This window comes from Cytophaga sp., from assembly GCF_051961495.1.
In the GTDB taxonomy this organism is placed as follows: Bacteria; Bacteroidota; Bacteroidia; order Cytophagales; family Cytophagaceae; genus Cytophaga.
The window spans coordinates 1-22,621 of sequence record NZ_JBQCDF010000273.1; the positions used below are offsets into that span (position 1 = coordinate 1).

The following is a 22,621-nucleotide window of genomic DNA, read 5'->3' on the forward strand; positions in this document are numbered from 1 at the left end:
ATTTGACATCAGCTATTCATATGATTATATCACAAGTGATATTAATAAATACACAGGTGGTTCACATGAGATTGTGATTGGTTACAGATTAAGACCACAAGGCAGAATTATTTGTCCGTCTAACTTCTGGTAAGAGCAACAGAGGTCATATAAAGAACAAAAGGTCATGCTGCATAACATGACCTTTTGTTTTTTATATAGATCAGATTTTAATAATAGAAAATTTTTCTGATCTGTATCTTTTTCGATCTCTTGTATTATGCTATAAAGTTTCACAAAAACATATATAGCCACGAAAAAGCCTATTTTAACATTCGCATTAATGAGCTTTGCTACAGGAATGAGCTTTGCCCAGGATGGATATAATGAGTTATCTGTCTGGCCGGTTCATGCCTTATTATGTATCAGAAAACCGTTGTGCGGGCATTGGATCTGAGAGAAAAGCAGAATGGACCTATCTTTTCAAGAAACAGAAAAATAACAGCTTTATTAATCAATGGCGTTGAAAGCGGATTAATTAATGCCTAATACAAATGATTCGCTGGCATCACAGTTAACCTACTTTGTAACACAAATTTAAATAGCCCGTTTAAATGAGAAACTTTTAAAACAAACAGGTTATATGGGAAAATTTGTAATTACGAAAAGATCCAATGGAGAATTTCAGTTTAGCTTAAAGGCTGGTAACGGACAGGAAATATTAGCCAGTGAAGGTTATAAAACAAAGGATGCCTGTGAAAATGGTGTAGCTTCTGTAAAACGCAATTCTCAGGATGAATCAAAATTTGATTTAAAAAAATCAAAAAACGATAAATTTTATTTTAATCTGAAAGCTACCAACGGCCAGATCATTGGTACCAGTGAAATGTATGAAACAGAAGCAGCCTGTAAAAGCGGAATAGAATCTGTTAGAAAAAATGCTCCGGATGCTTTGATAGAAGATAAATCTAACTGATTGCAGCATCTAGATAGATTAAAGAAAAAAAGCGATTGTCTGATTTCAGACAATCGCTTTTTTTTACTTGTTACTTATTAAAAATTCAGTTCTTCTGTTAATACTTCTTCCTATTTCATTTCCGGAGCCATCCGGATTTTCATTAGAAGTAATTGGTTTGGTTTCACCATATCCTTTGGCCTGGATTCTATTGGCAGCAATTCCTTTTGAAATCAAATAAGCCATCACGTTATCAGCTCTTTGTTGAGATAAATTCTGGTTGTATTTGTGTGTACCTACATCATCGGTATGAGAGCTTACAATAATTTTATCGTTTGGATGTGATTTTAAGAAAGGAATTAAAATATCATCTAACGCTTTTTTAGCTTCATCTGAAAGATCTGTTGCATTTGATTCGTATTGAATATCTTTTAGTACAAATGCCGCTCCTTCAACTGGCTTTTCGATAACAGGAACTTCCTTTACAATAGCTTCAACAGGAGTAAGCTGCAGCGTTTTTTTGATTACAGGACTCGAACACATTTCTTTTGTCTCAACAAATAAGGTATCGGTTACATATCCCATTTTCTGAATGAAGATTGCGTACCTGGTATTCTGTGATAAGGATAGATTGTATGAACAAGCTGCTAGACGGAATGTGTCAACCACACTGGTTTTATTTTTTAAATTTGTTTTCTGAATATTTAAGATTTCACCTGTGCATTGTCCGGAAGGACTCAAAACACTTACATCCAGGTTACATATAAACGGTGGAGGGGGAATAATTTCAAGTGAATAGATATCGTCACAGCATGTTTCATGGAAGAAAGGTGTGCCGCCTGGTCTGTTCGATACAAGAAACCCTTTTTTACCATTATCAGACAATGTAAAACTTAATTCGTCCTGGGGAGAATTGATCGGGAACGATAAATTCTCCGGACGTAAAAACTTTTTACCATCTTTTTCAATTTTATAAATATCAAGCCCGCCTGCATTGGTTAAACCATTGGAGCTATAGTAAAATGTTTGGGTAGGAACGTGGAAGTAAGGCGTACAATCTGTTTCAGATGTATTGGCAGGCGAGAAGTTGATGGGCTTATTCCATGTTTTTTTACTTTCATTGTAAGATGTATACCAAATATCCAAACCGCCCTTGCCATCTGGTCTGTCTGAAACAAAGTATAAATATTCCGTTTGATTCACCTTTGGCTTATATGCAGGTTTGTTGTTTCCTGTTTTACGCGGAGGCATGTTTTTATTAGGTGAAGCAGTAGCGGTTTCTGTTGCCGGAGCAGTAGCAGTATCAATAACAATGGTAGGTTGGGTACTTGTATAACCCGGTATATTTATTGGATCAGGAAGTTTACTAGGGTGAGACCATTTCCCGGAAACCTTTTCAGAATAATACAGTTCGCAGAAAACTTTTCCGTTGTGATTTTTGGTGCATTTTGTAAAATAAAATCTTTGCGAGTAGGGGGAATAAACAAAGTTTCCCATGTCAACATTAGGATCGTTGATGTCTTCTAATATTCCTTGCTCTACCCATTCATTTTTTACTTTTTTTGCTTCATAGATCTGACGTACCGGTTGTTTCTGGTAATGCTCAATGCGGGTGTCATAATATTCAACAGAGTCAATACGAAGTGAACCAAACGCAAGTGTCATGCTATCCATGATAACAGGAGAGAATTCAGTATGCGGGTGGTTAACAGAGCTGCCGACATTTTTGATAATTACATTTTGCGGGAAATCGCGGTAGACCATTCCGCTGTCACAGCCGGCGATGTCTCTGGCCAATACAGATTTAAATGATTTGTCGCCGATAGATGACGACAGCTTTTTGAACTCTATAAACGCAGTTTTCGCTTCTTCATATCTTCCGCACATTTTTAACATGAGTGCCTGATAATATAAGGCGATAGGATATTCATTCGGTGATGTCTTATAAACCTTTGAATAGGTTGATTCAGCCGATTTGTAGTTTCTTGAAAAACGATACATTTCTGCAACCTGAAAAAGCGCCTTGATATCGGATGAATCATTTTTAACTACTTCTTCATAATAGAATAGTGCTGTATAAATATCACCTGTTTCCTGCGCTGTTTTGGCGCGGGCTTTCATTTTCGATAAGCTTAGATTTTTATCTATACCATCGTTGGCTGTTTGTGCAGAAAGAGATATTGAAAATACGGAAAGAAGAAAAACAATACTGAATGATAAATATTTCATAGAGTGTATTGAAGTAAAATATGATTTAAGGAAATATTAATATCTATCACAAGGTAAAGTAACTTTATTAGAAGCTCTTGAAGGAGTGGTATAAGTAAGAGATACTTCCCAGGCGGTTTTGTTACGCGTATTATCACTTAATGTAGACATATTGAAGTCCCAGCTTATTCCAAAAGCAAAGCGATTATAATTTACACCAGCTACTACAATAACCGCGTCTGAATTGACTGTACTGCCTCTGTAACCTGCACCGGCCAATAGTCCCAGATTATCTGTTATTTTTCGATTAGCATTAATGCCAGTCAGAAAATCTGTGGCTGTTGCAGAGTTCATATATAAAATATGCGGAACCAGAGAAAGTTTTGATGTCATGAAATAAACTGCGGAAGCATTGAATACATGTCTGAATGGTACGGCTTTAGTAGCACTGCCATAGCCTTCCATGGGTCTGTTAATATTGAAGAGTGCATATCCGGCAGCAAGTTTTACTTTTCCAAACAAGTGAGACCAGCCTACTCCGGCATTTACATCTAAATAACTCCAGTTATTTTTTAATGTTCCTTCTGTAGAGTTTGCTGTAGGATCATAGGCTCCCAGTTGATAATTCCATTGAGCAGGGAAGGTCTGATCATTTGTATTGATGTTTCGCATGACAACGCCGGTCTGAACACCGAAGCGCAATAAATGTCCTCTGTAGTTTTTTTGATAACTCCCGGAAATCAGAATTTTATTGGTGTGCAGAAAATAAGAACTCACCTGGTCATTGATAATGATCGCGCCAAGTCCAAATTCATTTGGTCTTTTCAGGAATTTTTTTTCGATCGAAACCATGTTTGTTTTCATGGCTGGAGAGATTTGCGCCCATTGTGTTCGCGAGTTGGCACAGGCTTTAATGTCTCCATCGAAATTGCCCGTATAGGCAGGGTTCAGTGAAAGATTAGATGTATAATATTGAGTCAGATGTATATCCTGTGCAATACAATCTATTTTAATGGCAGCTAAAACGGCCACGAACAAAATGGTGTTAATTATTTTCATCTTACTAATTAAAAAACTATGCTTACCATGTTCCCAAATGGGTGTTGTAATAATTGGCCATATAATTGTATTGCTCGTTCGTAAATTTTAAGCAAACACATGAAGTGTAATAACTCATTATATTAGAGACATCCGGATAATATAAATCTCCGTTTGCATCTCTTACATTGCTTATATATATACAGCTTAATTCATCAATATATTCAGATGGTTTTTTTGCCGGATCATAAGGATCTGCCGGTGTGTCGCAAAAGCCATCGCCGGCAGTCTTGCAATTGCTGCCATTCGCTAATTCCGGAATACCCTTTTCAAATGTGTGGCTTAGCCCAAAGTAATGGCCCAATTCATGGGCGATTGTTGATGCATCTGCACAATTCTTTTTGATTACAACATTGCCGTATCCCGCGATACCTCCTAAATCTGCATAGCCGCAGACTTTTTTCTCAATTTTGTCTGGTTCTTTAATAAAGAACATATTAATCCTGTTCGTGAGACGGAACATTGGAGTCAATTCCTGTTCTCTTTTATCAATCGGATTATTATGGGCAAGATAGCTGTATTGGTAGTTATCGATGTATTTAAATTCACAGACAGTAAAGGATGCTTCGATGGGTTTAAAAATCTGATTTATATTAGCCATGACCGCATTTATATAGCTTTCGCTAATGCCTGCACTATTTGAATCTTTAACAATATGTACAACAACAAGAAATTGCTTGTTGATTTTTGTTAACGGTTTAATGGAATCTTCCAATACAGAAGCTTTGGCTGTTGATACATGAATAAATATCAAAAATAGCACTAAACTTATATTGAGGATAAAATATTTTTTCAAAATATAATTTTTTTATTGGTGGGAAATCTTTTTAATTTCTGTACGTTTGTGTAATATTTTGAATGCAAAGTAATATTACTTTTTATAAAATGGCTAATTATTTGAAAATTATATTTCTGTCAGCAGTTTTTTTGACGAATACCTTATATGGACAAACTGCTGATATCGTGCAGGGATGCGTCCCCTTGAAAGTTAATTTTGCTGCACCTGCTACCAGTTCTACCTATTTTTGGGATTTTAAAGATGGTGTAACATCCAACCTTCAAAATCCTGTAAATATTTTTAATAAAGCGGGAATTTATAACGTTACATTTCAGGAATCGGTTGGCGGACCTGTAATTAAAACGATTAAAATTGAAGTATTCAAAGAACCTATTTTAAATATCAAGGTTGCCTCTGGTTGTTATCCGTTGAATGCTCAAATTGTCAGTACCTCTACCATAGATCCTAAGATTACCGTTCAAAATTATACATGGGTATTTGGCGATGGAGTAACTACTCAAGGTGCTGCAGCATCCAGTATTACACATCCATATAATGCCAAAGGTGTTTACAATATATCGCTGGGGATAGAGACGCAATATCCTACCTGTAACAAAACAGGAATTTTTAATAGTGCCATAGAAGTGTTTGAACCTCCCGTTGCATCTTTTACAACAAACCCGGACAATACGGTTTCATGTAATTCAACCTTAACTGTAGGCTTTACAAATACATCCACTGGCGTACAGCCTTTGTCTTACCAGTGGAATCTTGGAAACGGACAGACATCAACCGCGGTGAATCCGCCAACACAGACATATACGAAGAACTCTTATAATGCGAGCTTAACGGTAAAATTTGCTTCAAACCTAACGGGTTGTACTGCAACAGCAAGCAAGGGGATAAGTGTTGGCAGACCTATTCCAACCATCAGAACTGCGAAAGACACTACCTGTATTGTTGATACGGTTGTATTTACAACAGCTACTGCCGGTATAAGATTATGGACAGTAGATGCGAACAGTAAAATTATTGGGGCAAACAACCGGGATAGTCTCCGTGTTGTATTTTCTAAAAGTGGTGCTCATTTAGTCAGTCTTCAGATAACAACACCCGATGGAGCTTGTTCGGATAAAATTTCAAGAAGTATTTATATAGATGAAGTACTGGCCAGCATACAGCACACGCCTCAATACAGCTGTTCCAGCCCAATGACTGTGCAGTATAAAGCGATAGCCAATCAATCCAATGTGCAATATAAGTGGACCTTTAATGATAGTACTAAAAGTACGAATCAATCTGTCAGCCATACATATAAAACCGTGCATAGTGATTATTATGGCATCAATGATGTAGAAGTGCAGGTGACTTTTCTTCAAGTCACTTCTAAAAAGACGGGTTGTAAAGCTATTGCATGGTCACTTGATACGATGTGGCTGCCTAATGCGAGGTTGATGCCTGATGTCACAAAAGGCTGTGCGCCCTTAAGCGTGCAATTCAGTGATTCGAGTAAATCCAATGATCCGATTGTTAAATGGAAATGGTTGTATGGAGATGCAACCGATCAAACCACTTCGACTAAGCAAACGGTTTCTCACACCTTTACTCAGCCGGGCATATACAGTAATAGATTGATCGTTACTACTAAAAGAGGGTGTGTTGATACATCGTATGCTATAGGAATTGAAGTGGGTTCAAAGATTACAGGTCTTGATTTCATTGCCAGCAAAACAGATGTTTGTCCGGGAGAATCTGTATCCTTTACACCTGTTTTGCCATCTGGAGCATTAGCATCGATTGATGCTTATCATTTCAGTACGGAAGGCAACCGATCTTTTCACTGCAGCAATCAAAAAGATTTAACATGGTCCTATAAATATTTAACAGGGCCTCAGAATGTAGTATTGACAGTTGATTACAACGGCTGCTTTACCCAGGTAAGCAAAAGCAATTATGTGAATGTTAAAGGTACCATTGCAAAAATTGATTACAGCGCGGCCTGTTCAGATCCGTTAAAATATCATTTTACAGATGTGAATAAAAATGCAACCAGTCTTAGCTGGGATTTTGGCGATAATAAATCAGGTACCGCATTAAATGAAGTGCATGATTATGCTGTCAGGGGTGACTATAAAGTTATACTGACGGCTCTTGATGCAGCAAGTGGCTGTGCTGCAACCAAAGATACCGTGCTGGTTAAGCCTCGTTCACTGCAAGCAAAAATGACCATTGATACGTTATTATGCAGAAATGGTACCTATACATTCAGATCCAATAAGTCTGTTGATGTAGATGCACAGTGTTATAAAGGATACGACTGGAGAATTCCTTCAAGTGATGTAAGACAATTGGTGACCAGTTCAACTTATGCGACTTTCCAATTCACGAAAGCTGGTGTCTTTACTACACAGTTGATTGCTACCGATGTCAATGGCTGTAAAGATACCACTACCCAGAAAATTAAAGTGTTTGATATCAAGCCTAAATTCACGGCTGATGACCAATTGATCTGTAATCCAGGAATTGTTCATTTTACGGATCAGACAGTGGGAGATACGACAGTGGTTGCCTGGAACTGGAACTTTGGTGACCATAGTGGCGGGAACGCGCAAAATCCTGCTCATACCTATTTTTCAAAGCCTGATTCAAATTCAACATACACGGTGAGGTTAGTAGCATCAGATATATTAGGTTGTAGAGATACAACTTATGTTTTGGTAAAACAGTATGAACCGACAAGTTCTATTGTCATAACCAAACCGCTGCTTTGTTTAGGCGAATCAGCAAAAATCACTGCTACAGATTATACTCTGGGTGGATCAAATTTAAAGTATAGCTGGGATTTCGGAAACACCACAACAAGTATACAGCAATCCAATACCGTTTTGTATGCAAGTGATGCTCTTTACACCGTCTTACTAAATTTTGAAGAGATATCTTCAGGTTGTAAGGGCACTACTGCCGCATCTGTAAGTGTTCAGACATACCCAACAGCAGCCTTTACTACAAGTGCTGATACAATTGCAGTGTTATGTGCACCGAAGGTTGTTTCTTTTAAAGATAATTCGGTATCCAAGTATGCATTTAATAGTCAGTGGAATTTCGGCAATGGCGAAGTATCGTTCCAGCCAACATATACATTAGTATATCCAAAGGGAAATTATAAAGTACAGCATATTGTATCTACAGCGAATGGCTGCGCAGATACTACTTATAAAAGCTTTAAAGTATTTCAGCCGGAAGGTAATTTTGTTGCAGACAAGAACGCTATTTGTAAAAGCGAATCCATTCATTTTGAAATCAAAGATACAGCCGATGTAGTCAGCTATGCATGGGCATTCGGAGATGGTATTGTTGTTGAAAATAAAGCTCCTGTAGACCATACCTATAATTTCCATCCGCCCAGCGGTTCAACATTAGCTAAGCTAAGTTTAGTGGGTTCTGAAGGGTGTAATTATCAGGTGCAAAGTCCTATTACGGTTTATCAGGTAATCTCTGAATTTGATAGGCTGGATGGTGTTGATTCAGCAAGTTGTTTTAATGATGGGCCATATACATTAACCAATAAATCTACCGGGGCCAGCTCATATTATTGGGATTTTGGCGACGGGCAGACATCCACGTTGCAGGATGTTAATTCACACGCATATGCAAGTGCCGGGGAATATGATGTGATGCTGGCTGTGAAAAGTCAGCAGTTGGGTTGTGCAGATACGATCGTCAAAAAAATAATTATCTATGAAAATCCGGTTGTGCAGGCAATCGGCGATACGGTTTGCCAGGCTGCAGGTTCTGTATCCATGAGTGTTATCAATCCGGATCCTACCAGTACCTATAGCTGGACTCCCGGTACCGGGCTTTCGAGTACAACAAGTACAAATCCTATAGCAACCATTAGTCACAGCGTCCACTATCAAGTGGTGGAAACAGATAAAAATGGCTGTACGGATAAAACGGATGTGCCGGCGATTGTTATTGAATCTATAAACCTTAGGAATTTAGATACAAGTATTGTGATCGGGGATGCTATCCAATTACCGGTTGTTGGCGAATCGTATTATAAATTTACCTGGACTCCGACAGCCGGGCTCAGCTGTTTACAATGTAATTATCCTAAAGTTCAGCCGTTGGAAGATATTCGTTATAACCTGAACGTTACTGATGTGCGGGGGTGCTACAATGAAAACTATTTCTACAATATTGTTATTAAGCCTGAAACGTTTGTGAAGCTTCCTTCTATGTTCACACCGAATGGCGATGGCAATAATGATGTTGTATATGTAAATGGTTGGGGAATTAAACATCTTTTGGCTTTTGAAATATTTAACCGTTGGGGACAGTTGATTTATACATCCAATAATATAAGTGAAGGATGGGATGGGACGTTTAATGGTTCTGTACAGAGTTCAGATATATATGTATATAAGGTGAAAGCCTTAACCTGGCGGAACGTGGAAATAGAAGAAGAAGGATATATCAACCTTGTCCGTTAAGTATACCAATAACAAAAAGGCTGCTTTCAGAAATTGAAAACAGCCTTTTTATTTTGTAAGAATGGTGAATGTATCATCTTACAGATTCAGTGAATGCATTTAATCTGTAAATTTTCCTATGGATGCAAACTGAGCAATCACATCTCTGTTTTGCATATTGTCATTGTTTAAACAGATCATGATTTCTTCTTCGGGAATATAGAAATTGTAAAGCTCCAATACACGCATAAAGTGCTTACAAAACATTTTTTTTGATTCTGCAATTGAACTTGCTCCTTTGTGCCATTCTAATTGCGAGACTGTCGCATCAAGAAAAGGCGGAATCTCTTCAAACGGGTTTACATCATGTGTAGGGCTGTCCAATACTCCATAGTATACTTTCGTAAGCCATCGGATCCTTTTTTCAGGAGATAATGTTTCATCATTCATAATCTACTTTTTTAAATAAAACAATTGACTGGTTATTTTGAAATAGTTTTTTCGTAATACAAAAAACAGAGGGGTGCTGTTAAACTGTATTTAAGATAAAAAAAATAATCGAGAGTTTATTGTCCCGGCTTCGTATTTTGAGCGGTAATAGTTATGTTTCCGGTATTTAAATTGTAAGAAACGATTAAATAGTCAGGATTTAAGAACCATGTGGTCAGCTGGGCATAATGATTATCTTCTTCAATATTAACCGGCTGGGCTGAACCTATATAGTCGTTGTAATAATTCAGAATCTGGGCATAAATTTTATTCCCTTTAGCCTCATTTGATTCATTGAAAACAATACTGTATCTGTATAAGGTATCGCTTTTAAAGTTAAATTCCAGTTTGCCTTTACGATTTAAAAAATGAATATCCATAATCGATTCCTGGAATCCTTTTGCACCAAGTTGATCGTTAAGGTCTTCAGCATGTAATTGAGAAAAGTATGTGAATTTATTTTGTACCTGACCTGAGGACATTCCTAATGATACTTTTTCAAACAACAGAAGATTCGCTTTATCTTCTGCATTAAACTGCAATGAAGTATTTGCTGATTGTTTAGGCAATGTATCCGGATTAACAGAGGGTAAAGAATCGGTTTTATTGAACATGGCAGAATCCAGCACTTGTGTGCCATCCGTCTCCGGACTGGTACAGGCTGGAGCAATCAGGATCAGACAAATACTATATAATAAAATTCTTTTCATATAAATGTTAAATCGGGTCAATATCGATGATAATCCTTCCTTTAGAACCCATATGCATGTTTTGTTCGCTTCCGATAATAGCTGCAATTTCATTCTTAATGGATTGCAGGCCTTTGATATCTCTTTCTAATTTAATAAAAAGTTCGATATGATAATAATTTCTCAGGCGTTCAATAGAGGGTGCCTGAGGTCCTAAAATACGTTTGCTGCCAATTTTAGCTCTTAATTTTCCTGCGAGCTGTTCCCCACACTTTAAAGCTTCCTTTTTATCTAAATGTAATACAGATACATGAATCATGCGTGTAAATGGTGGATACAGATACATCTCGCGCTCGTATACCTCCCGGGTAAAATAATTATCGTAATCATTTTTTTGAATAAACGGAAAGACCGGGTGATCAGGTTGTGCTGTTTGAATGATCACTTTTCCCATGCCACTTTTTCTGCCGGCTCTGCCGCTTACCTGTACAATCATCTGATAGGTTCGTTCAATAGCCCTGAAGTCGGGGAAGTAGAGCATACGGTCAGCGTCGTATACCCCAACCAGTTCAACGTTCGCAAAATCCAGTCCTTTGGTAACCATTTGTGTTCCGATCAGGATATCTATTTCCCCCTGACTGAAAGCTGTTATCAATTCGGCAAAACTATTTTTGCGGCGTGTTGTATCCAGATCCATGCGGCTGATTCTTGCTTCCGGAAGAATCAGTTGTAATTCATCTTCTAAACGTTCTGTTCCGGCACCAATTGTTTTCAATCTGTTGGAGCTGCAGCTATCGCATTTGTTCGGAACTTTACGGGCGAAGCCACAATAATGACAACGCAGTTCATGACTGAACTGATGGTATGTGAGACTTACCGAGCAGCTGTTGCACATAGGGATGTTTCCACAATCCTCGCACTCAAGCATAGGAGCATAGCCTCTGCGGTTTTGAAAAATAATTACTTGCTTTTTGTTGGCTATCGTTTCACGAATTGCTGTTAATAGCTTTAAAGAAAAACCTTGTTGTACGGTTTTATTTTTACGTTCGGTTTTCATGTCAGCAAAAACAATTTCCGGCAAAGCTACATTGGCATAACGTTTCAGTAAAGAAACATAACCCCACTTGTTTTTTAATGCGGCATCTCTGCTTTCAATGCTCGGTGTGGCGGAACCTAATAATGTCTTTGCACTATGTATACGTGCAAGTACAAGAGCTGAATCTCTTCCGTTGTAACGTGGTGCAGGGTCCTGCTGCTTGTAAGAGGATTCGTGCTCTTCATCTACAATCACTAACCCTAAATGCGTAAATGGTAAAAATATTGCTGAGCGAACGCCAACAATAAAATCGTAACGTCCTTCCTGCAAGCCTTTCCATACCTCTACACGTTCGTTATCTGAAAACTTTGAATGGTATACACCCATTTTATCGCCGAAATATTCTTCCAGGCGATTTACGATCTGGGTAGTCAATGCAATTTCGGGTAACAGCAATAAGGCTTGTGAACCATTGTCAATGCTGCGTTTGATAAGGTCTATATAGATCTCTGTTTTACCGCTGCCGGTTACACCGTGCAGCAATACAATATCTTTTGAATCAAATTGCCGGAGAATGGATTCTTTGGCAGTTTCCTGGTCCGGAGATAAAGAAACGCTATGCTTTTTTTCATCCGGCCTGAATGTAAGTCTGGAGACTATTTCTTCGAATGAAATAAAAATTTCACTTTTTAATAGCGTTTGCAGCGACGTAGCTGAAATATTCGTATTCAGCAATAATGATTTTTCAATGCCGAGCCGGTTGCTTTCCGCGTCTAATAAAACAGGCACTTGCTGTAAATAGCGCAGTATGATTTCCTGCTGCTTAGGTTTTTTTTCAAACTGATCCAGGAGTGCCGATAATGATTCGTTGGAAGTAAATTTTTCGTTCAAACGAATACGTGTTACAATTTTTGGACTGTATTTTTCTTTTACTTCTTCGAATAATAAAATTGCCTGTTTTTGAATCAGAGATTTGATGATGGATTGTACTCCCGGCGAATCAATAAGTTTTGAAATATCTTTATAGCTTAATGTTCTTGAACGCAATTCCTGTATGACTCTTTGTTCTTTTTCAGTAAGATCAAAATCAGATTCTTTAAAAGCCGGATTCAGCTGGATCATGGATTCACTGCTGAGCTTGAATCCGCTGGGTAATGCAGCCTGCAGCACTTCACCCGGTGTACATAAATAATATTCTGCCATCCAGTCCATGAATCTGAACTGAAGGGAATTCATGGTTGGCTCAGTATCCAGAACGTCCAGTATTTCTTTTGTCTGATAGGCGGCAGGTTTATTCTGGTGTATTTTTTTTACAACACCCGTAACAAATTTCCGCTGTCCAAAAGGAACAATGACACGAACTCCAACGTGTATGTTTTTGATGTATGTCGGGGGAATTTTATACGTAAATAATTGCGGAAGAGGTAGAGGTAATACTACATCACAATATCCTTCTTCTCGATTTACCTTGCTGCTCATTAATACGTCCTGTACGAATTATTTAATGATTGTAACGTTCGGCAATAGTTTGCTTGCTTCCGCATAGGTTGCCGCAGACCACTCCGGATGATCTCTAAGGTCTACTAGTTTTAACGCAGGCATTTTAGATAATACTGCAGGCAATTTTCCCATGTATCTTGTGCCCATTAAATTCAGACATTCAAGCTTTGTTAAAGTACTGAAAGATGCCGGAAGTGTAGGGATACGGTTAAAGGACAAATCCAGGCATACTAAGTTTGTGAATTGCATGATCTCTTCAGGCAGTGCGGTTAGTTTCTGCATAGACAGATCCAGCTTCTGAACTTTTAATGGTTCTTTCATTGCTTCTTCAATCGAGTAATAAGTTTTATAAGACTGGCAAAGAGAATCATAGGATTGCTGAGCCATTGCATGTATACCTGCAAGCATGAAGGCAGTCAGAATAAATAATTTTTTCATATCAGTTTAAACGTTTTAGTTGATTTAATAATTCAGTTACGGAACTTGTAGGTAATTGACAGGTTTTATCAAAACACAAGTAGATAAGTGTTTTGTCTGGTACAGGCTTGCGATCAACGAGTAAAGGCAGTGTACTTGCTTCAACCGAACCGCATATTATTTTATTCGGATGGTAGATGCTATCAATTTCTTTACGCACCTGAATACTGTCTTTTCCGCTGATAACGATTTCTGCGGTAGGCGAAACCATGCTTGTTATCAGGCAGCCCCAGTTGGATAAATAAGAAGGATCAGCCAGGAAAGCTTTTTTGAAACGCGATGCAGTTTTTTTACCGTACTCTATCCAGTCGTCATTACCTAATAGTTTCCCTAAATGGTATAAATTTCGTGCCAAAGAAGAATTGGAAGCAGGTATTACATTGTCGAATATCTCTTTTTTACGGGCAATCAGTTTTTCACTCTCACTAGAAGTGTAAAAAAACAAACCTTCGTTTTCATCGTAAAACTGATCAATTACCAGGTTCACAAATTTGATGGAATGGCGCAGCCATTGCTCGTCCAGACTTACTTCGTATAAAGCCAGGTAGCCTTCGATCACAAAGGTGTAGTCTTCAAGGAAACCTTGAATAGACGCTTTCTTGTTTTTGTATGAATGATAAAGTGTTTTGCCATCATACAGTTTTGTAAGAATGAATTCAGCATTTAGAAAAGCTGTATTCAATATGCGTTCATCTCCTAATATTCTGTAAGCATCACATAAACCCTTTAACATAATGCCATTCCAGGATGCCAGTATTTTATCATCCAGGCCGGGATGTTCTCTTGGGTCACGTGCGGCAAATAAGCGGTTTTTCCATTGCTGTGTATAATTGCGCAATGAATCTTCACTTAGATTATTCATGGCAGCAAATTCTGCATCAGCGTATTTGCGGTATAAAATATTCATACCATGTTCCCAGTTTCCGGTCTCATTGGTAGAGTAGTAAGAAGAGAACAATGTTATATCTTCACCGATAATATTTTTTAATTCATCATATTGCCAGCAATAAAATTTCCCTTCGATCCCTTCGCTGTCGGCGTCCAATGCCGAATAGAAGCCACCTTCCGGAGAGATCATCTCGCGTTTCAGCCACGAATAAGTTTCAAGGATTACTTCTTTGTATAAAGGTTTTTTAGTGATGGTATATGCTTCGCTGTATAAAGAAAGTAACTGTCCGTTGTCGTACAGCATTTTTTCGAAATGCGGGGCAAACCATTCTCCGTCTACTGAGTAGCGTGCAAAGCCGCCTCCAACAGTATCGTATATGCCCCCCATGGCCATTTTGTCAAGCGTGCGGATAACTTGCTGCAGAGCACCTTGGCGGCCGGTTGCAGCATAATCTCTTAGCAGCCAGAGGTAAATGGAAGGCATTGGAAACTTTGGTGCTTTATCCATGCCGCCCATGTTCAGGTCAAACTGTTTCGAGAGATGGTCGTATGCATGGTCCAGATCTGCGTGCCCGAATGATTCGGATTCATCTACCAATCCAAATTTGCGCACGTCACTTTGGTTTAGTGCTTCTGTAAATCCTTCAGCAGATTTTATAAGGTCTTCACGGTGGTTGATGTATGCATTTGAAACCTGACCCAGTAAATTGAGCCAGTGTTCTTTTGGAAAGTAGGTGCCGCCATAAAAAGGTTTCGCGTCCGGTGTTAGAAAAACATTTAACGGCCAGCCGCCACGCAGGCCCATGGCTGTAATGGCATCCATGTAGATCTGATCGATGTCCGGCCGTTCTTCCCGGTCTATTTTGATGTTGATGAATGATGCATTCATCACATCCGCTACTTCCTGCTGTTCAAAGCATTCATGCTCCATAACGTGGCACCAGTGACAGGCAGAATAACCGATGCTTACAAGGATCGGTTTATCTTCAGTAATGGCTTTTTGCAATGCTTCTTCTCCCCAGGGAAACCAGTCGACAGGATTGTGCGCATGCTGCAGCAGGTAAGGACTGCTCTCGCTGGCAAGGCGGTTGGTATGTGCATATGGCGCTTTCATATAATTATATGCATTGAGCTTTTAATGTTGTAATCTCATCGGAAACATTCCAATAAGAAAATTGTTCGAAACGTTGAATGGTTTGCTTCAGGAATTGCTGGTGTGTGCTGCTTGTCGGATGGAATGGTTTATGGTGCAGCATTTTTTGTAGCTGATCCCACTCCTGCATCGCATCGATCAGGGCAGGAGAGAAGGCCCAATGCGCAAGCTTTTTCCAGATATAATCTTCCGCTTGTTTATTCGGATGTATCAGATCTTCTTCGTAATACCTGTAATCACGCAGGTCGTCTATTTGAATTTCGTACGCAGGAAAGTAATGGCAATCATTGTGCTGTTCGCAGATGTAATGAACGGCGGAAAGAAGAATTGCTTTACTCACACTGTTTAATGGAAGCGTATCTTTGATGTGCCGCACCGGACTAACAGTAAAAATAATTTTGATGTCAGGGTTCAGCTCTTTGAGTTTATGATAAACTGCTTCAAAGCCTTCGAGTAAATGTTTAACGGAAAGTAATTCTTTTTTGAAATGCCGGCCGCTTTGCTTATGACAATTGTTAACGATGTGATTGCTTTCCACATGGCGGTATACCCATGCAGACCCCAGTGTGATGACCAGGCAGGAAGCGCGGGCAAGTGCTTTGGCTGCTATTGCAACACGCTCATTGCTCAAGGTATGCAGTTGCTCAGGAGTTAATGCTGAGATCTCGGAATGAAACTGATGATCGTACCACACCTCGCCTAAAGAAGCAGGAAAGGGATTGAATTTTTTTTCAATCGAAATCGTCAGTAAATTGAAAATGGAAATGGGATTGAACGTTGTTCCAAATGGATTCGCTTCAACATTGAATTTATAATATTGAAGTTTATCTCCGATCATATCGGCAAAACACGAACCTATGGTTACAATGGTTTGATTGTGTTCAAGGGTAAACGGTGCTTTTCCTGGTGATATTTCCGTACGGGTGATCATTTCCATGCTATTTACTACAAAGTACGAAGGATTTCAGAAACTTGCTAAAAGCTAGTAAAGCTATTTGATAGAGCTTTTTGTAAGTAAAATTCCAAATTCCAAACTACTATGATAACGCTGTATTTCTAATACGTTTGGGTTTTGTTTTTTGGAATTTGGAATTTTCAGAAGAGGGGAATAAAAAAACCACTTGTGTAATAACACAAGTGGTTTTATATTTTAACAACTGAATCTGAGATTACTCAGCTACAACCGTAAATTTCAATTCAACTTTCACTTCTTTGTGTAAGTCAATTACTGCAGTGTGCTCGCCGGCATCTTTAACATCACCTTTGAATGCAATTTTCTTACGATCTACATTGATACCTTTTTTAGCTAAAGCATCAGAGATCTGTAAAGATGTAACAGCACCGAAGATTTTACCAGTATCACCAACTTTAGCAGCAATCTCAAGTGCAAGACCAGCGATTTTCTCTGAAGTAGCGATAGCGTCTTTCTTCAATTTTTCTGCTTTGTGAGCTGCCTGCTTAATGTTTTCAGCAACAACTTTTTTAGCAGATTCAGTAGCATTGATAGCGTATCCGCGTGGAATAAGGAAGTTGTTTCCGTATCCAGCTTTTACTTGAACTAAGTCATTCTTATAACCTAATCCTTTGATGTCTTCTTTTAAAATAACTTCCATGATTTTACCTCCTATTAGATTATTTTAAAGAATCTGTTACGTATGGTAATAAACCGATTAAACGAGCACGTTTAACAGCCTGAGAAACTTTACGCTGATATTTCAAGCTTGTTCCTGTAAGACGACGTGGTAAGATTTTACCTTGCTCATTTACAAATTTCAATAAGAAATTTGGATCTTTATAGTCGATGTAAAATATGCCCATTTTCTTGAAACGGCAGTATTTTTTTCTGTTTTCGACTCTGTTGATTGATTCGTTCTGAAGTGTCATAATTATGCTTTCTCCTCCACTTTTTCGGATTTCTTAAATTCTCCTTTTCTTCTTTTGATGTTGTATGCAACAGCGTGCTTATCCAATGCGGTTGTTAAAAAACGCATGATACGCTCATCTCTGCGATACTCAGTCTCTAGAGTGTTGATTACTGAAGGCGCTGCTTCAAACTCAACTAAGTGATAGAAACCAGTGTTTTTCTTTTGAATTGGGTAAGCAAGCTTACGCAACCCCCAGCTTTCTTCGTTCACAATCTTAGCGCCGTTATCAACGAGCACTTGCTTGAACTTTTGTGCGGCATCCTTCATCTGAGAATCAGATAAAACGGGAGTTAAAATGAATACCGTCTCGTACTGTTTAAGTGACATAGTTAACTTGTTATGATAAATTTATTAGGATTGCAAAGGTAGGGTATTTACAGCTGAATACCAAAAATACTCCTATTATTCAGTCCGAAGTACCTGAAAAATAAAGATTTCTAAAGGAATAAACACAAAAAAGCCCTTAAAAATCGTTCTAAGGGCTTTTTTGTTAAAATGTGGAGAAATGAGATTATTCTACAACGAATGATCCTGTACCAATAAGACTTCCTTCTGCGTAAACTTCAATGGTTTGTTTACCAACTTTGTAAGGGCCTTCTTTTGTGTAGCTTACACTTACCGGAGAAATTACTCCATTGTATAATACACTTGTTTTTGCCGTGTAGAACAATGTCTGTGTACCATATTTGAATTCACCGCTTGAAGAACCTGTGATTGTTGCGCCATCTGGTTCAACAATACGGATATACAGGTCTTTTGTGTTTTTCTGAGCTACTTTGTTTTCAGCTATTGTAAATACAATTTTAATCTGTTCTATCGCTTTAGCTTTGTAAACATCACCGATTTTTTCCTTGCCTTTAGAGCTTACAGCGATTACTTTAATGTTTTCAGCCTTTAAAACAGAAGCAACAGCCACTTTTTTAGCTAATTCAGCTTTTTCCTGATCTAAGGTAGAAATCATTTGATCTTTTTGACTTAAGACCGTTTTTTGGTTGTTAATAATTGTATCCTGCTGCGCTAATTGTATTTTCAGGTCTGCTACCTGCTTTTCTGCGTCTGCTTTTAATTTATTCGCATTGTTAATTTCACCTTTTATGCTGTAATACTGACTTTTAAAATATTTCGCATCTTTTTCAAGCTTAACTTTCATCTCTTCGAGTTGAGCAATCTGTGCTTCAAGTTCAGCATTTTTACCACCTGCTTCTTCAAGTTTTGCGCTGGTTGCTTTTAACTCCTCGATTTTGGCAGTTAAGGCAGCTGTCAAACTATCACGTTGTGCATCTTTTTGAACAATTATCTGTTCTTTCTGCTTGATTTCATCATTTTGCTTGTAATTAAAGAAACCCTGGATACCGTTGATAGCTAATAATACGACCGCTAAAACAATGATCCATACCTTATTATTGTTCTTTGTTTCTTTAACAACTTGTTTTTTTTCCGGACTCATAAAAGAATAGTTTTGAAAAGTTCTATCGTAAAAATACCAAATCTTACATATAATCCAATAAATCGTCTATTTAAAGTATATATTTTTTATAGTTTAGTACAATATCACTTGCTGGATATTTTTAGAAACAACTGCTTATATCTCATATTATGAATTGCAAAAATCTAGCTTTAACTTTGAATCTATAATAAAATTAACTGGAGTCTCACTCCTTATCCCGATTCAGTATGAATATTACGATTCCTAAAATCCATCATAAAGACTCTAAGAATTTCTTTTTAATAGCCGGCCCCTGTGTGGTTGAAGGCCGTGAGATCTGTTTAGAGATTGCCGAGAAACTGATTACGATTACAGATAAATATAAAATTCCATTGGTATTTAAAGGCTCTTACCGTAAGGCCAACCGTACCAAAGTAGATTCATTCACCGGAATAGGGGACGAAAAAGCCCTGAAAATCCTGGAAGAAGTTGGTAAAACATTTAACATTCCAACCATTACAGACATTCATGAGTCTCATGAAGCGGCCATGGCTGCAGCATATGTAGATGTACTGCAGATTCCGGCGTTTTTATGCAGGCAAACAGAACTGCTGGTGGCTGCTGCACAGACAGGTAAAGTTGTAAGCGTTAAAAAAGGCCAGTTCCTGTCCGGACAATCCATGCAGTTTGCAGTTGAAAAAATCAAAGCAGCAGGCAATAATAATGTAATGCTTACTGACCGTGGAAATTCATTCGGTTACAGCGATCTGGTGGTTGACTACAGAAACATTGTTGAAATGAAAGCTTTTGATGTGCCGGTAGTGATGGACTGTACGCATTCTTTACAACAGCCGAATCAGGTATCAGGAGTTACAGGCGGTAAACCTGCATTGATCGAAACAATCGCTAAAGCGGCAATTGCAGTCGGTGCTGATGGCTTATTCATGGAAACACATCCAAATCCCGCGAAAGCATTGTCTGATGGAGCAAATATGATTGCGCTGGATAAACTTGAGCCTGTATTGGCAAAGCTGGTAAGAATCAGAGAAGCTATTTTATAATAAGCGGAACGCTTAAAGCTAAAAGCTTTTTACATCAAAAGAGCTGCAACGAAAATTCTTCATTGCAGCTCTTTTAGCTTTAGGCCTTGTGCTTTAAGCCTTCGGCTTAATTAAAAACGTAGCTTGAAATTTTCTTTTGCCTGTCCGGAGTGGAAGTACATTAGGCCGATCTGCCACAGATCGATACTTACAGTAACATCTTTTTTATCACACAGGCCGCGCCATGCTTTGGTCATTTGATGAGACCAGTAAATATCATCGAGTATGATCAGGCCTTTCCAGGATACGCAGTCCATAATGCGCTCTACATATTTAATTGTCGGCCTGAAGCGGTGATTGGCATCGATATATGCAACATCAATGTGTGGATGTGCTTCTAAAAAGGGGACAAGTGTTTCATCAATATTGCCTTCAATGATTTGAATATTTTTTACGCCGGCTGTCTCAAAAAAATCTTTAGCTAATTGAATGAGTGTAGGGTTGGCCTCAAAGGTATATACCGTCGCTTCCGGACAGGTTAACGCAAGATATGCTGTTGTGATACCGAAGCTGGTACCCAGTTCTACAATCACTTTCGGTTTACGTTCATCCGCCAGCCGGCAAATTAATTTTCGCCAGGGAAGGGGTTTGATGGAATGTTTTGCCAACCGTTGAATTTCGAGCTGTGTTCTTCTGTTGTGGCTGGTCCCGGCACCGGGGTTGAAATTGTTGATCATATGGTGATCATTGATCAACTCAAAAAAATGCTGTTCAATATGTTCAAAGTATGGATAGTCGTGATTCTGGATCACGCGTGTATACAAATCAAAAACAAATGGAGAATGCAAACCATGTTCGTTGCCGCCAACGATGTAATGCTTTATGAATTCGTATAAACGATATATTAATGAAAAGATTTTCAATTTAATTTGAATGGAGCAATCAGCATGAACTCCGGAATGATAACAGTAAATTGTTTTCCGTCAACAAGTCGTTCCATCAAATAAGATCCGCGCATTTTTCCCATTTCAGTTTTTAAATTACAACCGGATACATATTCGTGCGAATCACCAGGTTCAAGTATAGGCTGTTGTCCAACTACACCTTCACCTTCCACTTCGCGCATCAATCCGTTTGAGTCATAAATAAACCAATGCCTGCGAAGCAGTTTTACAGTTTGTTCACTGTAATTCTCAATTTGAATACGGTAAGTAAAAACATAATGTGCCTGCATGGGGCTTGAATACTCCTGCTGGTAATTTGTTTCAATACTAACCCGTACACCTTCTGTTATTTTTGAAATCATTGAGAATATTCTGGTTGTTTACTTGCTAACTCTTAAATTTACCGAATAGTTTTCTAAATAACCATACCAAATCTGAATAATGTCTGAAGGGGTTAAAATTGAATCATCATGGAAGAAAAAGCTTCAGGATGAGTTTGAAAAGAAATATTTTATAGAATTAACAGCATTTATCCGCGAAGAGTATAAAACAAAGATTATTTATCCTCCCGGAAAAGATATTTTCAATGCATTTGACTCTTGTCCTTTTGACAAGGTAAGGGTTGTGATCATTGGCCAGGATCCATATCATGGCCCGGGGCAGGCAAATGGTTTATGTTTTTCTGTGAATGATGGTATACCACAACCGCCATCCTTAAAAAATATTTTTAAGGAAATTGAATCAGACCTTGGTGTAACGCCTCCTAAATCAGGAAATCTGGAACGGTGGGCCAAACAAGGCGTGTTGCTGTTAAATGCAACGCTGACTGTACAGGCAAATACACCGGGGTCACACCAGAAGAAGGGATGGGAACAATTTACCGATGCCGTGATTCAAAAGCTTTCAGATGAAAAAGAACACCTGGTGTTTATTTTATGGGGCGCATATGCACAAAAAAAAGGCGCGATTATAAATACGAAAAAACACTATGTACTGCAATCAGCACATCCGTCGCCGTTTTCAGCGCATAACGGTTTCTTTGGAAATAAACATTTCAGTAAAGCCAATAATTATTTAAAGTCACAAGGCTTTAAAGAAATTGCGTGGTAATTATTGAGCAAGTAATTCAATCAGCAATGCAGATACTTCGTCTGCCTGCTTATATACCATTAAATGTCCGCCATTATTAATTTTGTACGCGTGTTTTATGTTACGCAGAGGAAAAATAAAATCCTTTGTACCATGGATCTGGAATGTGTTTTTCAACGGATGTTTTTGTTCCCAGTGTAAAATACGATTGATTGCCCATTTGAAAAACACAATGTCAGTGGCTTTTACAATTTGGTTCAGTAATGCTTTTTCGCGTAAGCTTGAAGCGCCCATTAGCCAGTAGAATAATTTGTTTTTCTTTTTTAATTGTTCTTCAGAAAGCAATACATGGAGTTTCAGGTATTTTAAAAACGTAAAGTAAAAAGGAAGTTCATGTTTTGAAGAAACACTTGAAATGAGGATTGTCTTAGCAGGAAACAGGAGTTTTGAAATTTCAGCAGCAACGATTCCTCCG

Annotated in this window: 22 protein-coding genes; 6 read left to right on the top strand and 16 right to left on the bottom strand. The window is 38.3% G+C overall.

Annotated features, from left to right (window positions below):
* Positions 1 to 7 precede the first annotated feature (7 nt).
* From ACTHJT_RS15285 to ACTHJT_RS15295, 3 genes are all read left to right on the top strand, one after another.
* Positions 8 to 133 (top strand): type IX secretion system membrane protein PorP/SprF, encoded by a 126-nt coding sequence (locus tag ACTHJT_RS15285; protein WP_440239799.1) that lies wholly within the window; start codon positions 8 to 10, stop codon positions 131 to 133.
* 266 nt (positions 134 to 399) lie between these two features.
* Complete coding sequence (locus tag ACTHJT_RS15290) at positions 400 to 528, top strand: hypothetical protein (RefSeq protein ID WP_440239759.1); 129 nt, start codon at positions 400 to 402, stop codon at positions 526 to 528.
* Positions 529 to 622: 94 nt separating this feature from the next.
* Positions 623 to 955: a YegP family protein gene (locus ACTHJT_RS15295; protein WP_440239761.1), complete on the top strand. Its 333-nt coding sequence runs from the start codon at positions 623 to 625 to the stop codon at positions 953 to 955.
* A gap of 63 nt (positions 956 to 1,018) precedes the next feature.
* On the opposite strand, the gene ACTHJT_RS15300 is transcribed toward ACTHJT_RS15295, so the two are convergent.
* From ACTHJT_RS15300 to ACTHJT_RS15310, 3 genes are read right to left on the bottom strand one after another with little or no spacing between them, the layout of a single operon-like run.
* A complete protein-coding gene (locus ACTHJT_RS15300) occupies positions 1,019 to 3,163 on the bottom strand; it encodes an OmpA family protein (RefSeq protein ID WP_440239763.1) in 2,145 nt (714 codons plus the stop codon).
* 36 nt (positions 3,164 to 3,199) lie between these two features.
* Entirely contained in the window at positions 3,200 to 4,201 is a 1,002-nt protein-coding gene (locus ACTHJT_RS15305; RefSeq protein ID WP_440239765.1) for a PorP/SprF family type IX secretion system membrane protein, read from the bottom strand.
* Positions 4,202 to 4,223: 22 nt separating this feature from the next.
* A complete protein-coding gene (locus tag ACTHJT_RS15310; RefSeq protein WP_440239767.1) occupies positions 4,224 to 5,036 on the bottom strand; it encodes a zinc-dependent metalloprotease family protein in 813 nt (270 codons plus the stop codon).
* A 101-nt stretch (positions 5,037 to 5,137) separates the two neighbouring features.
* On the opposite strand from ACTHJT_RS15310, the gene ACTHJT_RS15315 reads away from it, so the two are divergent.
* The gene (locus tag ACTHJT_RS15315; RefSeq protein ID WP_440239769.1) at positions 5,138 to 9,511 is read left to right on the top strand and encodes a PKD domain-containing protein; all 4,374 of its coding nucleotides are present in this window, start codon (positions 5,138 to 5,140) and stop codon (positions 9,509 to 9,511) included.
* 99 nt (positions 9,512 to 9,610) lie between these two features.
* Here ACTHJT_RS15315 and ACTHJT_RS15320 read toward each other — a convergent pair whose 3' ends face one another.
* The 10 genes from ACTHJT_RS15320 to ACTHJT_RS15365 all read right to left on the bottom strand — a co-directional run bounded on the left by ACTHJT_RS15320 (position 9,611) and on the right by ACTHJT_RS15365 (position 19,094).
* Entirely contained in the window at positions 9,611 to 9,940 is a 330-nt protein-coding gene (locus tag ACTHJT_RS15320) for a hypothetical protein (protein WP_440239771.1), read from the bottom strand.
* Between the two features lie 116 nt (positions 9,941 to 10,056).
* Positions 10,057 to 10,689: a hypothetical protein gene (locus tag ACTHJT_RS15325; protein ID WP_440239773.1), complete on the bottom strand. Its 633-nt coding sequence runs from the start codon at positions 10,687 to 10,689 to the stop codon at positions 10,057 to 10,059.
* Between the two features lie 7 nt (positions 10,690 to 10,696).
* The gene (gene priA / locus ACTHJT_RS15330; protein ID WP_440239775.1) at positions 10,697 to 13,183 is read right to left on the bottom strand and encodes a replication restart helicase PriA; all 2,487 of its coding nucleotides are present in this window, start codon (positions 13,181 to 13,183) and stop codon (positions 10,697 to 10,699) included.
* Between the two features lie 18 nt (positions 13,184 to 13,201).
* Positions 13,202 to 13,642 (bottom strand): leucine-rich repeat domain-containing protein, encoded by a 441-nt coding sequence (locus tag ACTHJT_RS15335; protein WP_440239777.1) that lies wholly within the window; start codon positions 13,640 to 13,642, stop codon positions 13,202 to 13,204.
* Position 13,643: 1 nt separating this feature from the next.
* Positions 13,644 to 15,683: a thioredoxin domain-containing protein gene (locus ACTHJT_RS15340; protein WP_440239779.1), complete on the bottom strand. Its 2,040-nt coding sequence runs from the start codon at positions 15,681 to 15,683 to the stop codon at positions 13,644 to 13,646.
* Positions 15,684 to 15,687: 4 nt separating this feature from the next.
* A complete protein-coding gene (locus ACTHJT_RS15345; RefSeq protein ID WP_440239781.1) occupies positions 15,688 to 16,659 on the bottom strand; it encodes a GSCFA domain-containing protein in 972 nt (323 codons plus the stop codon).
* A gap of 232 nt (positions 16,660 to 16,891) precedes the next feature.
* Positions 16,892 to 17,335 (bottom strand): 50S ribosomal protein L9, encoded by a 444-nt coding sequence (gene rplI, locus ACTHJT_RS15350; protein WP_440239783.1) that lies wholly within the window; start codon positions 17,333 to 17,335, stop codon positions 16,892 to 16,894.
* A gap of 19 nt (positions 17,336 to 17,354) precedes the next feature.
* Positions 17,355 to 17,606, bottom strand: coding sequence for a 30S ribosomal protein S18 (gene rpsR, locus ACTHJT_RS15355; RefSeq protein WP_011585955.1), 252 nt, complete (start codon positions 17,604 to 17,606; stop codon positions 17,355 to 17,357).
* Between the two features lie 2 nt (positions 17,607 to 17,608).
* Positions 17,609 to 17,974, bottom strand: a complete 366-nt coding sequence (gene rpsF / locus ACTHJT_RS15360) for a 30S ribosomal protein S6 (RefSeq protein WP_440239785.1) — start codon at positions 17,972 to 17,974, stop codon at positions 17,609 to 17,611.
* Positions 17,975 to 18,158: 184 nt separating this feature from the next.
* Positions 18,159 to 19,094 (bottom strand): chromosome segregation ATPase, encoded by a 936-nt coding sequence (locus ACTHJT_RS15365; RefSeq protein ID WP_440239787.1) that lies wholly within the window; start codon positions 19,092 to 19,094, stop codon positions 18,159 to 18,161.
* A 227-nt stretch (positions 19,095 to 19,321) separates the two neighbouring features.
* Here ACTHJT_RS15365 and kdsA point away from each other — a divergent pair, with 227 nt between their 5' ends.
* Positions 19,322 to 20,134, top strand: coding sequence for a 3-deoxy-8-phosphooctulonate synthase (gene kdsA / locus ACTHJT_RS15370; RefSeq protein ID WP_440239789.1), 813 nt, complete (start codon positions 19,322 to 19,324; stop codon positions 20,132 to 20,134).
* 110 nt (positions 20,135 to 20,244) lie between these two features.
* Here kdsA and ACTHJT_RS15375 read toward each other — a convergent pair whose 3' ends face one another.
* A complete protein-coding gene (locus tag ACTHJT_RS15375) occupies positions 20,245 to 21,036 on the bottom strand; it encodes an O-methyltransferase (RefSeq protein ID WP_440239791.1) in 792 nt (263 codons plus the stop codon).
* Positions 21,033 to 21,419 carry a Co2+/Mg2+ efflux protein ApaG gene (gene apaG / locus ACTHJT_RS15380; RefSeq protein ID WP_440239793.1) on the bottom strand — a complete coding sequence of 129 codons (387 nt, stop codon included), beginning with the start codon at positions 21,417 to 21,419 and terminating at the stop codon, positions 21,033 to 21,035. The genes ACTHJT_RS15375 and apaG overlap by 4 nt, the downstream gene beginning before the upstream one ends.
* Before the next feature lie 79 nt (positions 21,420 to 21,498).
* Here apaG and ung point away from each other — a divergent pair, with 79 nt between their 5' ends.
* On the top strand, positions 21,499 to 22,167 hold the full coding sequence (gene ung / locus ACTHJT_RS15385) for a uracil-DNA glycosylase (protein ID WP_440239795.1): 669 nt from the start codon (positions 21,499 to 21,501) through the stop codon (positions 22,165 to 22,167).
* Here the strand turns inward: ung and ACTHJT_RS15390 are convergent.
* Positions 22,168 to 22,621: hypothetical protein (locus tag ACTHJT_RS15390; RefSeq protein ID WP_440239797.1), on the bottom strand; the 454-nt coding region annotated here is incomplete at its 5' end.